Origin of the sequence: Paraburkholderia aspalathi, assembly GCF_905220735.1 — a bacterium.
In the GTDB taxonomy this organism is placed as follows: Bacteria; Pseudomonadota; Gammaproteobacteria; order Burkholderiales; family Burkholderiaceae; genus Paraburkholderia; species Paraburkholderia aspalathi.
Genome location: NZ_CAJNBA010000001.1, coordinates 397,065 through 415,352, shown reverse-complemented (window position 1 = coordinate 415,352; position 18,288 = coordinate 397,065). Strand labels below are relative to the sequence as shown.

Below are 18,288 nucleotides of genomic sequence, written 5' to 3'. Positions count from 1 at the left end.
TGTGGGGACAAGTTTTTTGGATGCTCGGCGCTTGTTTTGTCAGTGTTCTTCGCGCTTTGGCCTTTCCTTGAATTGTTAGTGGTCTATTCGTGTTGCCCCTGTGCGGGGCGGCACTTACTTTCTTTGCCGCCGCAAAGAAAGATAAGCAAAGAAAGCGGCTAGAAGCCCCTGCTAAGTGGGCACCGAGGTTTGCCTGGGGTAGTGGTGCGACTGGAATCCGTGTTCTCGCACATTCGGCGTTAGTGACAAAGGAGTCATCAGCTCCCACTCCGCACTGCGTGCATCGCGGACGGGTATGCAGGGGAAACCACGGGCTTCGGTTGAGGTTTGTGGGAGCCGTCGGCTTCGCCTCGGCGAGGCGCTCATGCATTCAGCCGGAACCCGTACCTCAAATGATATGGCGGTGCCCCGCAATCACGGTCGCGGCACGGGTGCCGTTGCCGTTCCAATCGCAGTCGCGATGCCGGGGAAATGATGAGGCCACGATTTGATGACGAGACGCGAGCGCCAAAACGCAGCGATCGGTTTTATGAACGACTCTTCGGCGCGCGCAGCGCCGCCGGAAGTATGACGCCCTTGTCACAAGCCTATGCAGCGGCACGAACACAGATTCCAGATGCACCACTATCCCTAGCAGACCACGGTGCCCACTTAGCAGGGGCTTCTAGCCGCTTTCTTTGCTTATCTTTCTTTGCGGCGGCAAAGAAAGTAAGTGCCGCCCCGCACAGGGGCAACGCTAATAGACCACTAACAATTCAAGGAAAGGCACCAAAGCCAGATCAAGGAAAGGCCAAAGCGCCAAGAACACGGACAACAAGCGCCGAGCATCCAAACACCTTATGCCTTCAACACCGAAGCCGCCACGTCCTCCCGCGACTGCACCTGCAAAACCGCATCCCGCTTATCGAGCAAATGCTGCCGCAGAATCGCGCTCAACTTCTTCCCATCTCGTGCCTCGAGCGCCTTCAACATCTCATCATGATCATGAATCGCGCTATCCCACTTGGGGATCTGAAAATTCGACCGGAATCGCAACGCCTGCAAGCGTCGATTAACAGCGACATAAGTCTGCCGCAGTGCTGAATTCCTCGCCGCCTCATTGATCTTGTCGTGAATCGCCTGGTTGCGGCTGTAGTACCCGGCCAGATCGTTCTGCGTCCGGCAAGCCAGCATCGCGTAATGCAACGCCTTGATCTCGGCGAGTTCCGCAGCCGTCATCCGCTCCGCCGCCAGTTCGCCGGAGAAAGCCTCAAGACCGCTCATCAGTTCGAAGGTCTCACGCAACTCCGCTTCCGACATCTTCGACACCGACGCACCGCGATTCGGCGAAATCTCGATCAGCCCTTCCGCAGCCAGAACCTTCAGCGCCTCCCGCAACGGCGTGCGCGAAATCCCAAGCGTCTCGCACAACTCGCGCTCGTTCAGTTTCTTGCCCGGCTCGAGCACCCCCTCGACGATAAAGCGGCGAATGTGCTCCACCACCGTGTCGTGCAAACGCTGACGCTCAACCTTCGGCATAAGCGGAGAAGCGGCCACACCCGCGTCGAAATCCGAATTTTGCATACAAAAGCCCCCAACATCGTGTTAGGTACGATTTTATCGGAACCATGCAGATTAGTTAATAGCACGGGTAAACACCGGTATCAGCAGGCAATTTTCGCCTTGGGATCGTCATGGATCATCTGATATAGTTTTTTGCATGCAAAATTCAATCGGAGGAGCCCAATGCTCAAGCTAGACTTTCATCCCGCTGGCCGTCACTTCCTGCAGATCCCGGGTCCGAGCCCGGTGCCCGATCGCATTCTCCGTGCGATGAGCTACCCGACCATCGATCACCGCGGCCCCGAGTTCGGCGAACTTGGTCTGAAGGTGCTCGAAGGCATCAAGAAAATCTTCAAAACGCAGCAACCGGTGGTGATCTATCCGGCCTCCGGCACCGGCGCGTGGGAAGCGGCGCTGTCGAACACGCTGAGCCCTGGCGACAACGTGCTGATGTTCGAAACCGGTCACTTCGCGACGCTGTGGAAAAAGATGGCGGAAAGCCTCGGGCTGAAGCCTGAGTTCCTCGGCCTGCCTGGTATTGAAGGCTGGCGGCGCGGGGTTCAGCCGGACATGATCGAAGAGCGTCTGCGCGCCGACACGCAACACGCGATCAAGGCCGTGTGTGTCGTCCATAACGAAACCTCGACGGGCGTCACCTCGGACATCGCCGCCGTGCGCCGCGCGATCGACGCTGCCGGTCACCCGGCACTGCTGTTGGTCGACACGATCTCGGGTCTCGCCTGCGCCGACTATCGCCATGACGAATGGGGCGTCGACGTCACTGTGTCAGGCTCGCAAAAGGGTTTGATGCTGCCGCCGGGTATCAGCTTCAATGCGATCTCGCCGAAGGCATTGGCCGCCAGCAAGCAGGCCAAATTGCCGCGCAGCTTCTGGGACTGGACCGACATCGTCGAGATGAACAAGACCGGTTACTGGCCGTACACGCCGAACACGAACCTGCTGTATGGGCTTCATGAGGCGCTGGAGATGATTCTCGGCGAAGGGCTCGACAACGTGTTCGCCCGTCACGAGCGTCTCGCCGAAGCCACCCGCCGCGCGGTCCGCGCGTGGGGTCTGGAGATTCAGTGCGCGGATCCCGCTGTGTATAGCCCGGTGCTGACCGGCGTGATGATGCCCGAAGGCATCGATGCCGACGCCGTGCGCAAGCTCATCTACGAACGCTTCGACATGTCGCTCGGTACGGGCCTCGGCAAGATGAAAGGCCGCATGTTCCGCATCGGCCACCTTGGCGACTGCAACGACCTGATGCTGCTGGCGACGCTGGCCGGTTGCGAAATGGGACTGCGGCTCGCGGGTGTGCCCCTCAAGGAAAGCGGCTTGCCTGCCGCTATGGAGTGGTTGAGCCAGCCGACCAAAGCCTCGGGGCTGAAAGCCGCGGCTTAAGCGATGGCGCGCCACGCGCATCGGTGCTCACCACATCGGTGCGTCAGCGCATCCGCGCAACAGGCAGCAAGCAGCAAGTAAATAGGCATCTCGCAGCAAGGGAAGGCGGGGGCACTTCCCTTACGAAGCCGCACATAGAACGCGGCTCATGGACAACATGCGATGGACCCACAGCGCATGCCGCTGGCGGGCGACGACGCAGCGCGCCATTCCAGGCGCGCCGTCGATAGACTGCAATGGAGAGAGACGATGAAGCGGTTTCGTGTGAGCAGTGCGACCAGTATCGTTCTAGTGATGCTATGCATCATGTACTTCATCACTTACCTCGACCGCGTCAACGTCAGCACCGCGGCCGCAGGATTCGGCAAGGAATTCGGCCTCTCGCATACGGAAGTGGGCCTGGTGTTTTCGGCCTTCGCTTATCCGTATCTGATTTTCCAGATCATCGGCGGCTGGGTTAGTGACCGCTTCGGTGCAAAACGCACGCTGATTTTCTGCGGCGCTATCTGGGGCGTGGCGACGTTGCTGACCGGTTTCGCCGGTGGTCTCGTCTCGTTGCTGGCCGCACGCGTGTTGCTCGGTTTCGGCGAAGGCGCCACGTTTCCTGCTGCGACGTCCGCGATGGCGCGTTGGGTTGCGAAAGAAAAACGCGGCTTTGCGCAGGGCATCACCCACGCGGCATCGCGTATCGGCAATGCGGTTGCACCTGGCTTGATCGTGCTGGTGATGGCGACCTGGGGCTGGCGCGAATCGTTCTATATCTGCGGCGTGTTCAGCTTGCTGTGGGTGGCGGTGTGGGCGTTCACGTTCACCGAACATCCGAAAGACCATCCGCGTATCACGACCGAGGAACTCGAGGTCCTCCCCGCGCCGAAGCCGAAAGCGGCCCGCGTGCCGTGGGGCAAACTGTTTCGCCGCATGTGGCCGGTCACGATCGTGTACTTCTGCTACGGCTGGACCTTGTGGCTGTTCCTCAGCTGGATTCCGCAGTACTTCCTGCACAGCTATCACCTGCAACTGCAAAAGTCGGCGATCTTCGCCTCGGTCGTGTTCTTTGCCGGCGTACTCGGCGACACGCTCGGCGGCATCGTGACCGACTGGATCTTCACGCGGACCCGCAGCCTGAAGCGCGCCCGGAGCTGGATGGTGTCGGTGTGCATGTTCTTTTGTCTGCTCTCGCTGATCCCGCTGATGTTCACGCACGATCTGTATCTGTCGATGGCGTGTCTCGCTTCGGGCTTCTTCTTCGCCGAAATGACGATCGGCCCGATGTGGGCGATTCCGATGGACATCGCGCCGGAATACTCGGGCACCGCGAGCGGCATGATGAACACCGGCTCGGCATTGGCCGCGATCATCTCGCCGGTGGTCGGCGGATTTCTGATCGACTACTTCGGCAGCTGGGAGTTGCCGTTCGTCGGCAGCATGCTGTTGATGGCGATCGGCGTGGTGCTCGCGTTCCGCATGCAGCCGGAAAGCAAGTTCGCGCTCAATGCGGCCGATGAAGCACACGCCACCACAGGCGTGGGTGCATAAGCAGACCGCGCACCGTTCCCTCTCTTCGCATTCAAAGCAATGACAACATCACTGAGTCAACGTCTCGCCGACGCGCGCCGCAATCACCTGACGCTCGATGCGTTGCCGCCTGAGCAAACGCCCGCCGACGGCACCGCCGCCTACGCGATCCAGCACGAGATACTGAACGTATTGAACGCGCCGATCGGCGGCTGGAAGATCGGCGCGAAGTCCGACAGCGGCCCGATTCAGGGCGCACCGTTACCGGCGAACGATTTGCACGCCGACGGCGCACGATTACCGCGTGAAGCCTTCGCGCCACTAGGACTCGAACTGGAGATTGCATTCCGTTTCGGCCGCCGCTTCGAGCCGTCGACAACGCCCTATAGCGAAGCCGACGTGCACGCAGGTATCGGCTCGATCGGCGCGACCATCGAGATTGTGGCGAGCCGTTACGCTGACTGGCCCAAGGTCGACAAGCTTGCGCAGCTCGCGGATTTGCAGAATCACGGTGCGTTGATCGTCGGCGAATTCACGCCGTATCGCGAGGACTTTCCGTTTGGGGCGCCGTCGCTGCAGTTCAGCTTTGACGGGAGTGACGTGGTGGCGACGACACCCGCCAATCCGGCCGGTGATCCGCGACGCCTGCTGACATGGCTTGTCAATCACGCCACCTCGCGCGGTATCGCGATCACGCCGGAGATGGTCGTCACCACCGGTTCGTACACCGGCATGTTTTTTCCGCAGAGCGCGGGCACAGCGAGCGGGCGTATTGAAGGACTCGCGCCGATCAGCCTGACGCTGTACTAGCCCGCTTTCCTATAGGCCGACGATATGACGAACCCCACTTCCGCTTTACTCGTCAAGCCGATCCATCTGGTGCCGTCCGCCGCACGGCTGACGTCGCCGCTCGCGCAGCATCTGCGCAAGTCTTTACGTGGCGACGTGTTGTTCGATGCGGCGAGCCGCGGCCGTTATTCCACCGATGCGTCCATCTATCAGATTACGCCGATCGGCGTGGTGGTGCCGCGCGATCAGGACGATCTGCGCATCGCGCTGGAAATTGCACGCAGCGAGAAAGTACCGTTGCTCGCACGCGGTGCGGGCACGAGCCAATGCGGCCAGACCGTCGGCGAGGCGCTGGTGATCGACACTAGTAAGTGGCTGAACAACATCGTCGCATTCGATGCCGACGCGCGCACGGTGACCGTCGAGCCGGGCGTCGTGCTGGACCATCTGAACGCATGGTTGAAGCCGCACGGCCTGTGGTTTCCGGTCGATGTCTCGACGGCGGCGCAGTGCACGATTGGGGGAATGGCCGGCAATAACTCGTGCGGCTCGCGCTCGATCGAATACGGCAATATGGTGCACAACGTCGAAGCGATCGACGCCATTCTCGCCGACGGCAGCGAAGCGCGTTTCGCTTCATTGCGCGAGGCGCCGCAAGGCGCGCGCTTGCAGCAGATCGTCGAAGGTGTGAAGCGAATTGCTGAGCGGGAGCATGCTGAAATTGTCGAACGCGTGCCGAAAGTCTTACGTCGCGTTGCGGGCTACAACATCGACGTGTTCGATTGCCAGAACCCGCGCGCCTATACCGACGACGGCATCGCGAATCTCGCGCATCTGCTGGTCGGTTCGGAAGGCACGCTTGCGTTCAGCCGGCAACTGACGCTGAAGCTCGCGCCACTGCCGACACATAAGACACTGGGCGTGGTCAACTTCCCGACCTTCTGGCAGTCGATGGATCTCACGCAGCACATCGTCAAGCTGAAGCCGGTGGCCGTGGAGCTGGTCGATCGCACGATGATCGATCTGGCGATGAGCAATCCCGCTTTCCGTCCGGTGATCGAGAAAGCGCTGGTCGGCGAGCCGCAGGCCATTCTGCTGGTGGAGTTCGCGGGCGAGGACCGCGACCAGCAACTCGCGTCGCTCAAACAACTCACCGAACTGATGGCCGACTTGGGCTTGCCCGATTCGGTCGTCGAGATGCCTGCCGCGAACGAACAGAAAGCGCTGTGGGAAGTCCGCAAAGCCGGACTGAACATCATGATGAGCATGAAGGGCGACGGCAAACCGGTCTCCTTCATTGAAGATTGCGCGGTGCCGCTCGAACACCTGGCGGAATACACAAGCCGTTTGACTGAAGTCTTTCATCGCAACGGCACCGAAGGCACCTGGTATGCACATGCGAGTGTCGGCACGCTGCACGTGCGGCCGATTCTCGACATGCGGCGCGACGGCGCGGTGAAGATGCGCGCGATCGCCGAAGAGGCGGCGGCCCTGGTGCGCGAATACAAAGGCGCATATTCCGGCGAGCACGGCGACGGTTTGTGCCGTGGCGAATGGGTAGCGTGGCAATACGGGCCGCGTCTGAATCAGGCATTCACGGAGATCAAGGCGCTGTTCGATCCGGACAACCGCTTCAATCCTGACAAGATCGTGCGTCCGCCGAAGATGGACGACGCACGCAACTTCCGCTTCGCGCCAGGCTACGAAGCGCAGCGGATCGATACCGCGCTCGACTGGTCCGTATGGAACGTTGAACGCGATCCGCTGACGGGGCGGGAGACGCTGCCGGGCAGCGGCAACGATCTGTCGGGCGGTCTCGCGAAGGCCGTCGAGATGTGCAATAACAACGGCCATTGCCGCAAGTTCGATGCGGGCACCATGTGCCCGAGTTATCGCGTGACGAAGGATGAGCAGCATGTGACGCGAGGACGTGCGAATACACTGCGTCTCGCGATCTCCGGGCAACTCGGCGAAGCAGGACTCGCCAGTGACGACGTCAAGGACACGCTCGACCTGTGCGTTTCGTGCAAGGGCTGCAAGCGCGATTGCCCGACGGGCGTTGATATGGCGAAGTTCAAGATCGAGGCGCGGGCGGCGCGTGTCAAACGGCACGGGCTGCGTCTGCGTGACAGGTTGGTGGCCTTCATGCCGCGCTATGCGGCAACGGCGAGCCGCGTGCCGGGCTTGATGGCATTGGTCGACAACGTGCCGGTGTTGTCGGCGTGGTTCAAACGTTCGGTGGGTTTTGCGCCTGAACGTACGTTGCCGCGTTTCAAGAAATCGTTCCTGGCGAGCGCGTCGGCGAACAAACCGCCTCAAGGCGGCGCGCTGAAAGAAGTGCTGTTGTTCGTCGACACGTTCAACAACAACATGGAGCCGGAAAACGCGCGCGCCGCGCAGCAGGTGTTGGAAGCTGCGGGTTACACGGTGCACTTCAATGCGCGCCAGGGCGAGCGCCCGGTGTGTTGCGGCCGCACTTTCCTCGCGGCTGGTTTGGTCGATGAAGCGAAGCAGGAAGCGCGACGTATGCTCGATCTGTTCAAACCGTTCGTGGAGCGGGGCGTGCCGATCGTTGGGTTGGAGCCGTCGTGTTTGCTGTCGTTGCGCGACGAGTTTCTGCACTACGGTTTCGGCGAAGAAGCGCGACGTCTTTCGAAACAGGCATTTCTATTCGAAGAGTTTCTGGTGCGTGAGGAAAAGGCCGGGCGCTTGCAGCTTGCGTTGAAGCCGTTGGCGAAAGAGCAGGCGCTTGTACACGGCCACTGCCATCAAAAGGCCTTCGATGCGTTCACGCCCGTGCAAACCGTACTGAACTGGATTCCTGAATTGAAGGTGTCGACGGTCGAGTCGTCGTGTTGTGGCATGGCGGGTAGCTTCGGCTACGAAGCCGAGCATTACGCGACATCGCAGGCAATGGCGGAATTGTCGCTGCTGCCCGCGGTGCGCAAGATCGACGGCAATACGGTGATGGTCGCGGACGGCACGAGTTGCCGGCATCAGATTCATGATGGCACAGGCATCGACGCAATCCATGTGGCGCGTGTATTGGCGATGGCGTTGCAGTGAGGGAGGGTGGTTGGCCGCGGTTGGCCCTTATGCCGCGCCCACCACCTGCCGATACGCCGTCGGCGCCACACCGACGCTCTCACGAAAACGATGGCTGAAATGGCTGGCGTTCGCATAGCCGCATTGTTCGGCGACCTGTGCGAGCGGCAGCCTGGTCGTGCGCAGCAGTGTGCGTGCACGTTCGAGCCGTTGCTGCGCGATCCAGGCAGCAGGCGGTAGTCCGAACGACGTGCGGAACATGCGCGCAAGATGAAACTCCGACAGCGCTGCGACACCGGCAAGCTCGCCGAGCGTGAGCGTTTGCTCGAGATGGCTCTCGATGTAGTCGCGCAAGCGCCGCCGGGTCGCAACCGACAGACCGCCCTTGAGCGACGTATCCGTGCGACGCACACCTTGTGCGCGCAGCAACAGACTCAACACCTCGTGCGCGGTTTCATTGGTCCGCAGCAGGCCATCAGGATCCTGCCAGTCTTCATTCGCGAGCGACTGACACAGGTGCGCGATGCGGGCGTCTTCGAAATAGGTGCGATCGGCCAGCGTCAGTTCGCGCGGCTCGCGATCGAGTTCCTGCACAGCGCGCTGCGTGAAGTGTTCGGGCAGAAAGTAAAGATGCATGAAATGCATATGGCCGCGCACCCACCAGCGCGATTCGTGCTCGCCGGGCAACGCGCAAAGCCGCGACGGCGCGCCGTAGCGCCCGGGCATTTTCTGACGTTCGGTGCGATAGCCGCCGTCCAGATAGCACGACAACGTGTGATGGCCGGGGCGGTCATAGACGGTCTCGGCTTCCTCCGTGTCGCGGGTCCAGACGGCAATGGCGAGCCGGTCGCCGAGCCACGCGAAGCGTTCGAGATTCGCGTTGGCGCTCTGCAACGTGTGACAGACCGACTGAAGGCCGAACGGCGTTTCGGTGGATTCGATCACAGTGGCGGGCGGTCTGACGTTCACGGAACGAGCGGGATGCATTCGATGACAGGGTAAGCGTCAGTATAGGGCGAGCGATTGCCGGCCGCTCACGCCTCCGAAAAAGTGCGCAATCCTGGACAAGTGCCGCCGCCGCCGCTGCAGCATAGTTGGGTTTCCGCTTTTTGCTGCTGCAGGCGCTGCCATGAACCTTTCGCTCTATGCCGTCACCGTGCTGATCTGGGGCACCACTTGGATCGCCATCAAATGGCAACTGGGCGCGGTGCCGCCACCAGTGTCGATTGCGTGGCGTTTCTGGATCGCGGCGCTGGTGCTGTTCGCGCTGCTGCGCATCATGCGCCGGCCCATCTGGCCGCCCCGCGCCGCTTGGCGCTTCCTCGCCGCGCAAGGCCTCGCGCTCTTCTGTCTGAATTTTCTGTGCTTCTACTATGCCGAGCAGGTGGTGCCGAGTGGCCTTGTCGCGGTGGTGTTTTCCACCGCGCCGCTGCTGAATTCGATCAACGGCCGGCTTTTCATGGGACGTCCTCTGCAACCGTCGGCGATTGCCGGGGCGGCGTTGGGGCTCGTCGGCATCGTGTGCCTGTTCGTCCAGCAGATGGCGGGACACCTGGGCGATCACACGGTATGGTTGGGACTTGCGATCGCGTTCCTTGGCACTTTGTGCTTTTCAGCGGGCAATCTGCTGTCGAGCAGGATGCAATCGATGGGTTTGCACCCGTTCGCCACCAATAGCTGGGCCATGCTGATCGGCGCCGGCGTCTTGACGGTGGGAAGCGCGCTGGCCGGCTTTTCGTTCTCTATCGAACCCGACGTGCGTTATCTCGGCGCGCTCGCTTATCTGGCGATCTTCGGCTCGGTGATCGGCTTTACCGCGTACCTGATGCTGGTCGGACGCATCGGGCCGGAGCGGGCCGCCTACTGCACCGTGCTGTTTCCAATTGTGGCGCTGGCGGCGTCGACGGTTTTCGAGGGCTACCGGTGGTCCGCGTTGGCGGTGCTCGGGCTCCTGCTGGTGGTGGCGGGGAATCTGGTGGCGTTCGATCTCACGCGGCGGCTCTTTGTGCGGCGGGTGAGGGCATCCTAATCCGCGGCCGCCCACTCAGGCCGCTTTCCCATGCTGTCGAACAGTTCGAGTATCGTCGCCTTGACCTTCTGCACGGCGTTGCTGAGCAAGGCCGTGTCGTGCCAGCAGAGTGACAGATCGCGCGAGAACAACCGGTGATCGACCTTGGCAAGCTTGAGCTTGTGTTCATCGAGTTCGACGTGTGCAGCCGTCCACGGCAGGATCGTCACGCCTAGTTTTGCCATCACCGCCGCGAACAACAACGCGGTGGAACTGGCCTCGAACAGAATCTCGCACGGCAGCCCGGCTTCGCGCAGCGCCCACTCGACGCGGCTGCGAATCGTATTCGGCGCGCTCGGCAGGATCAGCGGCATGCGCGCGAGTTCGGCGATCGACACCGGCTCACGCGGCATCTGAAATTCCGGCCACGCAATCAGATAGAGCGCCTCGGTGAGCAACCTCTGCGCGGCCACCCCGCGAGTTTCGACTGCATCCACCACGACGGCCAGATCCACCCTCCCGCTACCGATCAGGCTGCCGAGCTCCGCGCTCGGTGCTTCGAGCAACTCCAGCGCGATGCCGGGGTAACGGTCGCGGATTGTGCGAGCAAGCGGGATCGCCATCATCCGCGCCGTGCTCGACGGCATGGCGACCGACACTCGGCCCTGCGGCAGCTCGGCGTCCTGGCGCAGGAGTTCGCGCGTGCTGTCGGCCTGGCGCAGCAACTCGACCGCGTGTCGGTAAAGCGTTTGCCCGGCGGCGGTGGGCGCCACGCCTTGCACGCTGCGCTCGAGCAACTGCATCCCCAGATCGCGCTCCAGATTGCGCATCTGCTGGCTGATTGCGGGCTGCGCGATATGCAGCGCCTCGCTCGCGCGGGTCACGTTCCCGCACTCCACCACTTTGACGAAATACCGCAGTTGCCGCAGGTCCATGCGCGTCGCTCGCTCCTTCATCCCATAACGAAATCCGATTGAGCTAGAGAAATATCATATTTTTCGATTATCGAGCGCGTTCTTATACTCAAACCACAAAAACCGAAGCGTGCCCAGCGTGAGTTGTCTGGCGCCGCTTCAAAACGGCCGGCTGCTGCTGGTCAGGAGACGAGCATGTCGAAAGTGATCGATGCATCGACGCCCGGGATCAAGCCCGGCCGCACGCCCCTCACCCGCGAGCAGATCGGCGGCTTCTGGGCGGTTTACTCGGGATGGGTGCTGGATGGTGTGGATTCGGTGATCTACGCCTTGGTGTTGATTCCGGCGCTCACCGAGTTGCTGCCCGTCTCGGGCATTGCCGCGACGCCCGGCAATCTCGGCATGTACGGCTCGATCCTGTTCGCGCTGTTTCTGATCGGCTGGGGGCTGTCGTTCATCTGGGGGCCGCTCGCCGACCGCTTCGGGCGGGTCAAGACGCTGGCCGCGAGCATCCTCATCTACTCGGTGTTTACCGGCGCCGCTGCGTTCGCGCACAACGTCTGGGAGCTGGCTGCGTTCCGGCTGATTGCCGGCATCGGCGTGGGCGGCGAATGGGCGCTGGCAGGTACCTATGTCGCCGAAAGCTGGCCGGAGGATCGTCGCAAGATGGGCGCGGGCTATCTGCAGACCGGCTACTACGTCGGATTCTTCCTTGCCGCTTTGCTGAACTACACGGTCGGCGCGACGTACGGCTGGCGCGCGATGTTCCTGTGCGGTCTCGCACCCGCGTTGCTGGCGATTTTCACGGTGCTCAAGGTGAAGGAGCCGGGGCAGTGGCGCAAGGCCACGCATGGCGTCGGTCAGACGAACGTCGCGGCGGTGACCAGGCGCCGTCCGCTGATGGAGATATTCGCGCCGGCTTATCGACGTCGCACGTTGACGAGTGCGAGCCTGGTGGGCGTCGCGATCATCGGCTTGTGGGCCGGGTCGGTCTACGAAGCGAGCGCGGTCGTGACACTGGCGACGCGCGCCGGCATCGACCGCGTCGGCGCTGTGCGCCTTGCGTCGATCGGGGCGGCGGTGCTGTCGGTCGGGACGATCCTCGGTTGTCTTGCAGCGCCTTGGCTGGCGGAAAGGCTGGGGCGGCGCACGGCGCTCGGGGTGTACTTCGCCGGCATGGCAGTGTCGATCGTGTTCGCCTTCGGCTGGGTCTTCTATCTGCCGAACGGACTCAACCTTTTCATGGTGTCGCTGCTATTCCTCGGCTTCTTCGGCGGCAATTTCGCGATCTTCTCGCTGTGGCTGCCGGAGCAATACCCGACGCGGATACGCGCTACCGCGTTTGCCTTCAATGCGTCGGTGGGCCGCCTGCTTGGCGCTGGGGTGAACTTCTTGCTGGCTGCCGCGATTCATTGGCAAGGTTCGCTCGGGCTGCCGATTGCGTGGACAGCGGCGGCCTTTGTGATTGGCCTGCTGATCTTGCCGTTTGCTGTCGAGACCCGTCATCAGACGTTGCCGGAATAGTGCTTCGTTGAACGCATCGCTCGCGTTGCTGCCGTCTTTCGTTGGACGCGGCGGGTATGGCGCAAGCGCGTCACTTGGGTTGTCCGCAACCGTCGTTAATTCGCTGGAGAAATGAATGCAAGCGTTACAAGGAATCAAGGTCGTTGAACTGAGCCGTGCGCTGTCGGGGCCGTTTTGCTCGATGGTGCTGGCCGATCTCGGCGCGGACGTCATCAAGGTCGAGCCAGGCCCTGGCGGCGACATGAGCCGAACCTGGGGACCGTTCGACCGGGGCGTGAGCACCTACTATCTTTCCTGCAACCGCAACAAGCGCGGCGTGTGCATCGACTTTCGCAACCCGGAAGGACTGGCCGCGGTTCACCGGCTGATCGACGATGCCGACGTGGTGATCGAGAACTTCAAGCCTGGCACCATCGAGAGCATGGGGCTCGGCTATGACGTGCTCAGCGCGCGCAATCCGCGGCTGGTGATGGGCAGCATCAACGCGTTTGGCGCCGATGGTCCGATGAGCGGCTGGCCCGGTTTCGACCAGATCGCGCAGGGTTATTCCGGCATGATGAGCCTGACCGGTTTCGCCGACGGCGATCCCACGCGCACCGGCACCGCGATCGGCGATCTGAGTTCGGGCATGTGGCTCGCGATGGCGATACTGTCCGCGTTACTGGAGCGCGAGCGAACCGGGCGCGGCCAACACGTGAGCACATCATTACTTGCGAGTCTGGTGGGCCTCTTGAGCGTGCATGGCCAGCGCTACCTGAGCCTTGGCGACATTCCGCGCCGTACCGGCAACGCGCATTCGGTGATCGCACCGTATGGCGTATTCGAAACCGCCGATGGTCCGCTCAACATTGCGCCGATTACGTCCGACATGTGGTTGCGCTTGTGCCAATTGCTCGATTTGCCCGCATTGCCGGACGACCCGCGCTTCGCGACGAATGAGGCGCGCGTCGCGCATCGCGATGAATTGAAGGCTGCGCTGGAAGCGCGTTTGAAGACGCGCGGCAAACGGGAGTGGACAGAGTTGTTCATCGGCGTGGGATTGCCTGCCGGCCCGATCAATACCTTGGACGAAGTGTTCGACGACCCGCAAGTCCAGCATTGCCGGCTGGTGGAAACGGTCGAGCATCCGACCCTCGGCGCATTGCGCCAGGTCGTGACGCCGGTGTCGAGTTCAGCGGTACAGGGCGATTCTTCGCATCACGTCAGCCGCCATGCGCCGCCGGGCCTTGGCGAACATACGGTTGATGTATTGCGCGAGGCGGGTTTCGATGAGGTATCGATTGAGGCGTTGATTGCTGCTAAAGCGGTGCATCAGCAGGGTGGCTATGGTTCGCCGGAGAAGGTAGCGGCACGTATGGCAGGGGCTACACAATGAGTCTGATGCAAAACTCAGATCATCCGATGGAAGTCACGCAATGAACACGCCTAAAAACTTCGAACTCGCGGCGCGAGCCACGCTGTGGATCCGACGCAAAATTCGGAACAGGGCTGTTAGAGTCGCGCAATAAGCATGCCGAAAAAGCTTGAAATACGCTGCGGGAGTTACGCGATGAGCAGGCCGAAAACTTTGGAACACGCTGCAGAGGCCATACGATGAACACACCGAACACATCGCCGTTTACGGTAACGGTCGATATCGTAGATGAACGGATCGCACGCTTGACGTTCAGTCATCCTACCCGCAGGAATGCCCTCAGCGCGGAGTTGCTGCACGCGCTCGACGCACACCTTGTCGATCTCGCGACACAGCGCATACCGGTCGTGATACTTGGCAGCGGCATCGGGCAGGATGTCTGGAGCGCGGGCCACGACCTTGGAGAGCTAGCGGATGATCGCGATCCGATTGCCTACGGCAAGCCGTTGGAGCGGACGTTGCGCCGCGTGCGCGCTTACCCGGGCGTAGTGATCGCGATGGTGTCGGGCTCAGCATGGGGCGGCGCCGTCGATCTGGCGATGAGTTGCGACCTCGTTATCGCCGACGAAAGCGCGCGCTTCGCGATGACGCCGGCGAACATCGGCTTGCCCTATACGACAAGCGGCCTGCTTCGTTTCTTCAACAACTTGCCGATTCACGTATTGAAGGAAATGTTCTTCAGCGCGTTGCCACTCGATGCCGCGCGCGCCGAGCGCTTCGGCGTCATCAACCGCCTGGTCGACAGCGACAAACTGGAAGCAACGGCGCTTGAAATGGCGCGCGGAATCGCAAGCAAGGCGCCCTTGGCGATCCAGGCCGTGAAGGAACAACTTCGGATACTGGAAGACTTGCAACCGATGCCTGTGCAAGCGATGGAACAGATTGCAGAACTGCGTCGGCAAGCATGCGAAAGCGCGGATTTCAGCGAGGGGCTAGCGGCGTTTTCGGAAAGACGGCCACCGGCGTTCAAGGGCAAATGAACACGACGTTCACCTGAGCGAATGACGTTGTTCGAGGGGAGTGGTTCAAGCAACGGTGATGTCCTGAGCGATCGCGCTTGCACCGCCAGCGTTAAAGGTGAGTCTTTCCGGGAGCGAAGAAATAAACGAAAAACACCATCGGTGAGCTTTTCCGGGAGCAAGAGAAGCGTGAAGCGCGCACCCGCAAGCACTTCGCGACAACCCACATGCGCCAAAACGTAGCGATCGGTTTTATGAACGGCTCTTCGGCGCGCGCAGCGCCGCCGGAAGTATGACGCCCTTGTCACAAGAGCATGTAGTGGCACGAACACAGATTCCAGATGCACCACTATCCTGTGCAGACCACGGTGCCCACTTAGCAGGGGCTTCTAGCCGCTTTCTTTGCTTATCTTTCTTTGCGGCGGCAAAGAAAGTAAGTGCCGCCCCGCACAGGGGCAACGCTAATAGACCACTAACAATGCAAGGAAGGCACCAAAGCCAGATCAAGGAAAAGCTCAACGCTGCGGACGCAGAACCACAGGCGCACACGCCGCCAAAATCGCCGCCCCGGCATAAGTCACCAACCCCATCGCAGCAACCCACCACAACGCAATCGAAACATGCGGCGCCAAAATCGTCGCCGCACCGGCAATGGCGACGCCAACGAGCCCTCCGGCCTGCCGCAACGCGTTCAGCAACCCAGAGGCCACGCCAGCCAATTCACCAGGCACCTGTTCCAACACAGTAGAAATCATCGGCGGCACCGACAACGCAGTCCCACCTCCAAACATCACCATCGCCGCATAAGTAAAAAACCAGGGCGCCCGCCATTCCAGACTAACAGCCATAGCCGGCACGGCAACAGCAGCCAACACGAGCCCAATAGTCATAAACTGCGTCGCAGTAAACCGCCCATGCAACCTACCCACCACCACATTCCCGATCGACAAACTCCCCGCCAGCGGCAAAAGCGTAAGCCCAATCTCCCGTGCATTAAACCCAAACTCGCCATGCAGATAAAGACTCAACTCAAACAACAACCCAAAGTAGCCAACATAAACGAGCGTCCCCATAGCATTCATCGTCACGAACATCCGATTACGGAACCACTCAACCGGCACCATCGGATGGTGCGCACGTCGCTCGACAACAACAAGCGTCAGCGCAGCTAGCACGGCAAGCAACGCCGCCCCCCACACCTCTCGCGCAGCGATCCCACGCGACGGCAACTCAATCGCCGCATAGCAGAGCGCGCCCAATGCGACGATGCTCGCCAACTGCCCACCCCAATCGAAATGACGCCCAACGCTGCGCGTCGAGTGACGCACCACGACCCAAGCTCCCGCAAAGGCAACGAGACCAGTCGGCACATTGATCAAAAACGCACTGCGCCAGCCGAACCCTTGCACAAGGAGTCCGCCCAACACCGGCCCAATCGCCGCCGCGACCGAGGCAATCCCTGCCCACGTCGCGATGGCGCGCCCGCGCTCGACGGGGTCGTCGAAGGTGCTGCGCACAATGGCGAGCGACGCCGGCAGAAATAACGCCGCACCGCTGCCCTGCACGAAACGCGCGACCACCAGCGCACCGACGTTCGGCGCCAGCCCGCAAGCCGCCGAGGCCGCGACGAACAACGCCAGGCCCCACAGATACACCGCCTTCGCGCCGAAACGGTCGGACGCGACGCCGCCCGCGAGGATCAGCGCGGCAAAGCTCAGCGTGTACGCATCGACGATCCACGCGAGACCGCCCACGGACGCGCCCAAGCTGACGTGCATCGCAGGCAGGGCGACATTGACGATGGTGGTGTCGAGCACGGCCATGAACATGCCGCTCGCCACCAGCGCGAGCGTCAGGCGCGGACGCCGGGCGGCCCGCTCCGAGTCGGCTAGCTTGGTAGGCAGCGGTTGTTCAGCGGTGCATTCGGTCATTACACATCCTCGGGCTAAAACTGCAATTGAATCGATCGACGAAGTCTAGTCACATACACGAATGCAATAAAGCAGTGATTGCGCATGTGTATGATGCAAATATGCATGACGGACGGCGCAGCCAATGATCAACTGGGACAACGCACGATTTTTCCTCGCTGTGGCGCGCACAGGTACGCTGCGCGGCGCGGCGGCGCAACTCGATGTCGATCAGGCAACGGTCGGCCGACGGATCGCGGCGCTCGAAGAAACGCTTTCGACGACGCTGTTTCTGCGCACCCCCGCCTTGTTCGTGCTGACGCCAGCCGGCGAAGCCCTGCTCGGGGCGGCCGAGACGATGGAGCAGGCTGCCTTGTCGATCGAACGGCGAATTGCCGGACTCGACGATCAGCTGGCCGGCACGATCCGCGTCGCCACGACGGATTCGCTCGGCAAACGCTTCGTGGTGCCGGCCATCGCCAAGGTACGACGGGCCCATCCGGGCATCGAGATCATCTGCGTGACGTCCGCGCAGATCGCCAATCTGACGCGGCGCGAAGCGGATGTGGCAATCCGCACGCTGCGGCCCGACGCACCCGACCTGATCGCGCGCAAGCTCGCGCAATTGGAGGTCGGTATTTACGCGTCGCGCGAATACGTTGCGGCACGCGGCGAGCCGCGCGAAGGCGAGGCGTTCGATGGGCACGCTCTGGTGATGTATCAACAGCCGGCCTCGCCGTCGATGCGGGCGGCGTTGTGCGGTGAGCCGACTTCGCGCGGGCGTCTCGTGTTCCAGACGCAATCGACTGCGATGCTGTTCGAGGCTGTCCTTGCCGGCTTCGGTATCGCCGAGCTGGCATGTTTTCGCGCCGACTACGAACCGGAGCTGGTGCGCGTGATGCCGCATCGCGCGGAGCCCTTCGATGTCTGGGTGGTCGCGCACGCCGATCTCTACAAGAGCGCGCGGATGCAGGTGCTGATTGCGGCCGTGGCAGAAGAATTCGCGCAGGCGGGTTGAGGCGCGCTAGTGCACTTCTTTTCGTATTCGCACGTCGATGCGTTTAGTGCGACGCCGTATTGAGTTCGTTTAGACGCTGCGTATCCAGCACCGGCCACAACGGCGGATCGGCCAGCGGCGGCGCGCACCTGCCAGGGCTTTTGCCGCACAGAGTTGCAGCTGTTCGCGGAGATTGTCGGTGAGGAAGGATCGATTGAACGCGAGGAGCATGTGCTCGCCGGCGCGCGGCGCTGTACCTATCGCGTG

At 61.8% G+C, this 18,288-nt stretch carries 13 protein-coding genes; 9 read left to right on the top strand and 4 right to left on the bottom strand.

Features of this window, described 5'->3' with window-relative positions; genetic code table 11:
• Positions 1-837: 837 nt before the first annotated feature.
• Entirely contained in the window at positions 838-1,563 is a 726-nt protein-coding gene (locus KHO30_RS01710) for a GntR family transcriptional regulator (RefSeq protein ID WP_054034730.1), read from the bottom strand.
• A 162-nt stretch (positions 1,564-1,725) separates the two neighbouring features.
• Between KHO30_RS01710 and KHO30_RS01705 the strand changes: the two genes are divergently transcribed.
• The 4 genes from KHO30_RS01705 to KHO30_RS01690 all read left to right on the top strand — a co-directional run bounded on the left by KHO30_RS01705 (position 1,726) and on the right by KHO30_RS01690 (position 8,316).
• A complete protein-coding gene (locus KHO30_RS01705; protein ID WP_154565045.1) occupies positions 1,726-2,946 on the top strand; it encodes a pyridoxal-phosphate-dependent aminotransferase family protein in 1,221 nt (406 codons plus the stop codon).
• Between the two features lie 249 nt (positions 2,947-3,195).
• Positions 3,196-4,482: an MFS transporter gene (locus KHO30_RS01700; protein WP_093634448.1), complete on the top strand. Its 1,287-nt coding sequence runs from the start codon at positions 3,196-3,198 to the stop codon at positions 4,480-4,482.
• A 39-nt stretch (positions 4,483-4,521) separates the two neighbouring features.
• Entirely contained in the window at positions 4,522-5,271 is a 750-nt protein-coding gene (locus KHO30_RS01695) for a 2-keto-4-pentenoate hydratase (protein ID WP_211699844.1), read from the top strand.
• A gap of 24 nt (positions 5,272-5,295) precedes the next feature.
• Positions 5,296-8,316, top strand: coding sequence for an FAD-binding and (Fe-S)-binding domain-containing protein (locus tag KHO30_RS01690; protein WP_211699843.1), 3,021 nt, complete (start codon positions 5,296-5,298; stop codon positions 8,314-8,316).
• Between the two features lie 27 nt (positions 8,317-8,343).
• On the opposite strand, the gene KHO30_RS01685 is transcribed toward KHO30_RS01690, so the two are convergent.
• Positions 8,344-9,282: an AraC family transcriptional regulator gene (locus KHO30_RS01685; RefSeq protein ID WP_372341816.1), complete on the bottom strand. Its 939-nt coding sequence runs from the start codon at positions 9,280-9,282 to the stop codon at positions 8,344-8,346.
• 142 nt (positions 9,283-9,424) lie between these two features.
• Here KHO30_RS01685 and KHO30_RS01680 point away from each other — a divergent pair, with 142 nt between their 5' ends.
• Positions 9,425-10,324, top strand: a complete 900-nt coding sequence (locus KHO30_RS01680) for a DMT family transporter (RefSeq protein ID WP_211699842.1) — start codon at positions 9,425-9,427, stop codon at positions 10,322-10,324.
• On the opposite strand, the gene KHO30_RS01675 is transcribed toward KHO30_RS01680, so the two are convergent.
• Positions 10,321-11,238, bottom strand: a complete 918-nt coding sequence (locus KHO30_RS01675) for a LysR substrate-binding domain-containing protein (protein ID WP_093634372.1) — start codon at positions 11,236-11,238, stop codon at positions 10,321-10,323. The genes KHO30_RS01680 and KHO30_RS01675 overlap by 4 nt on opposite strands.
• Before the next feature lie 174 nt (positions 11,239-11,412).
• Here KHO30_RS01675 and KHO30_RS01670 point away from each other — a divergent pair, with 174 nt between their 5' ends.
• The 3 genes from KHO30_RS01670 (at position 11,413) to scpB (ending at position 15,135) form a co-directional block, all read left to right on the top strand.
• Entirely contained in the window at positions 11,413-12,741 is a 1,329-nt protein-coding gene (locus tag KHO30_RS01670; RefSeq protein ID WP_211699841.1) for an MFS transporter, read from the top strand.
• A gap of 115 nt (positions 12,742-12,856) precedes the next feature.
• On the top strand, positions 12,857-14,116 hold the full coding sequence (locus KHO30_RS01665; RefSeq protein ID WP_211699840.1) for a CaiB/BaiF CoA transferase family protein: 1,260 nt from the start codon (positions 12,857-12,859) through the stop codon (positions 14,114-14,116).
• A 218-nt stretch (positions 14,117-14,334) separates the two neighbouring features.
• Positions 14,335-15,135, top strand: coding sequence for a methylmalonyl-CoA decarboxylase (scpB, locus tag KHO30_RS01660; RefSeq protein ID WP_211699839.1), 801 nt, complete (start codon positions 14,335-14,337; stop codon positions 15,133-15,135).
• Between the two features lie 494 nt (positions 15,136-15,629).
• On the opposite strand, the gene KHO30_RS01655 is transcribed toward scpB, so the two are convergent.
• Positions 15,630-17,045 carry an MFS transporter gene (locus KHO30_RS01655; protein ID WP_211699838.1) on the bottom strand — a complete coding sequence of 472 codons (1,416 nt, stop codon included), beginning with the start codon at positions 17,043-17,045 and terminating at the stop codon, positions 15,630-15,632.
• Positions 17,046-17,172: 127 nt separating this feature from the next.
• Here KHO30_RS01655 and KHO30_RS01650 point away from each other — a divergent pair, with 127 nt between their 5' ends.
• A complete protein-coding gene (locus tag KHO30_RS01650; protein WP_211700936.1) occupies positions 17,173-18,042 on the top strand; it encodes a LysR family transcriptional regulator in 870 nt (289 codons plus the stop codon).
• Positions 18,043-18,288 lie beyond the last annotated feature (246 nt).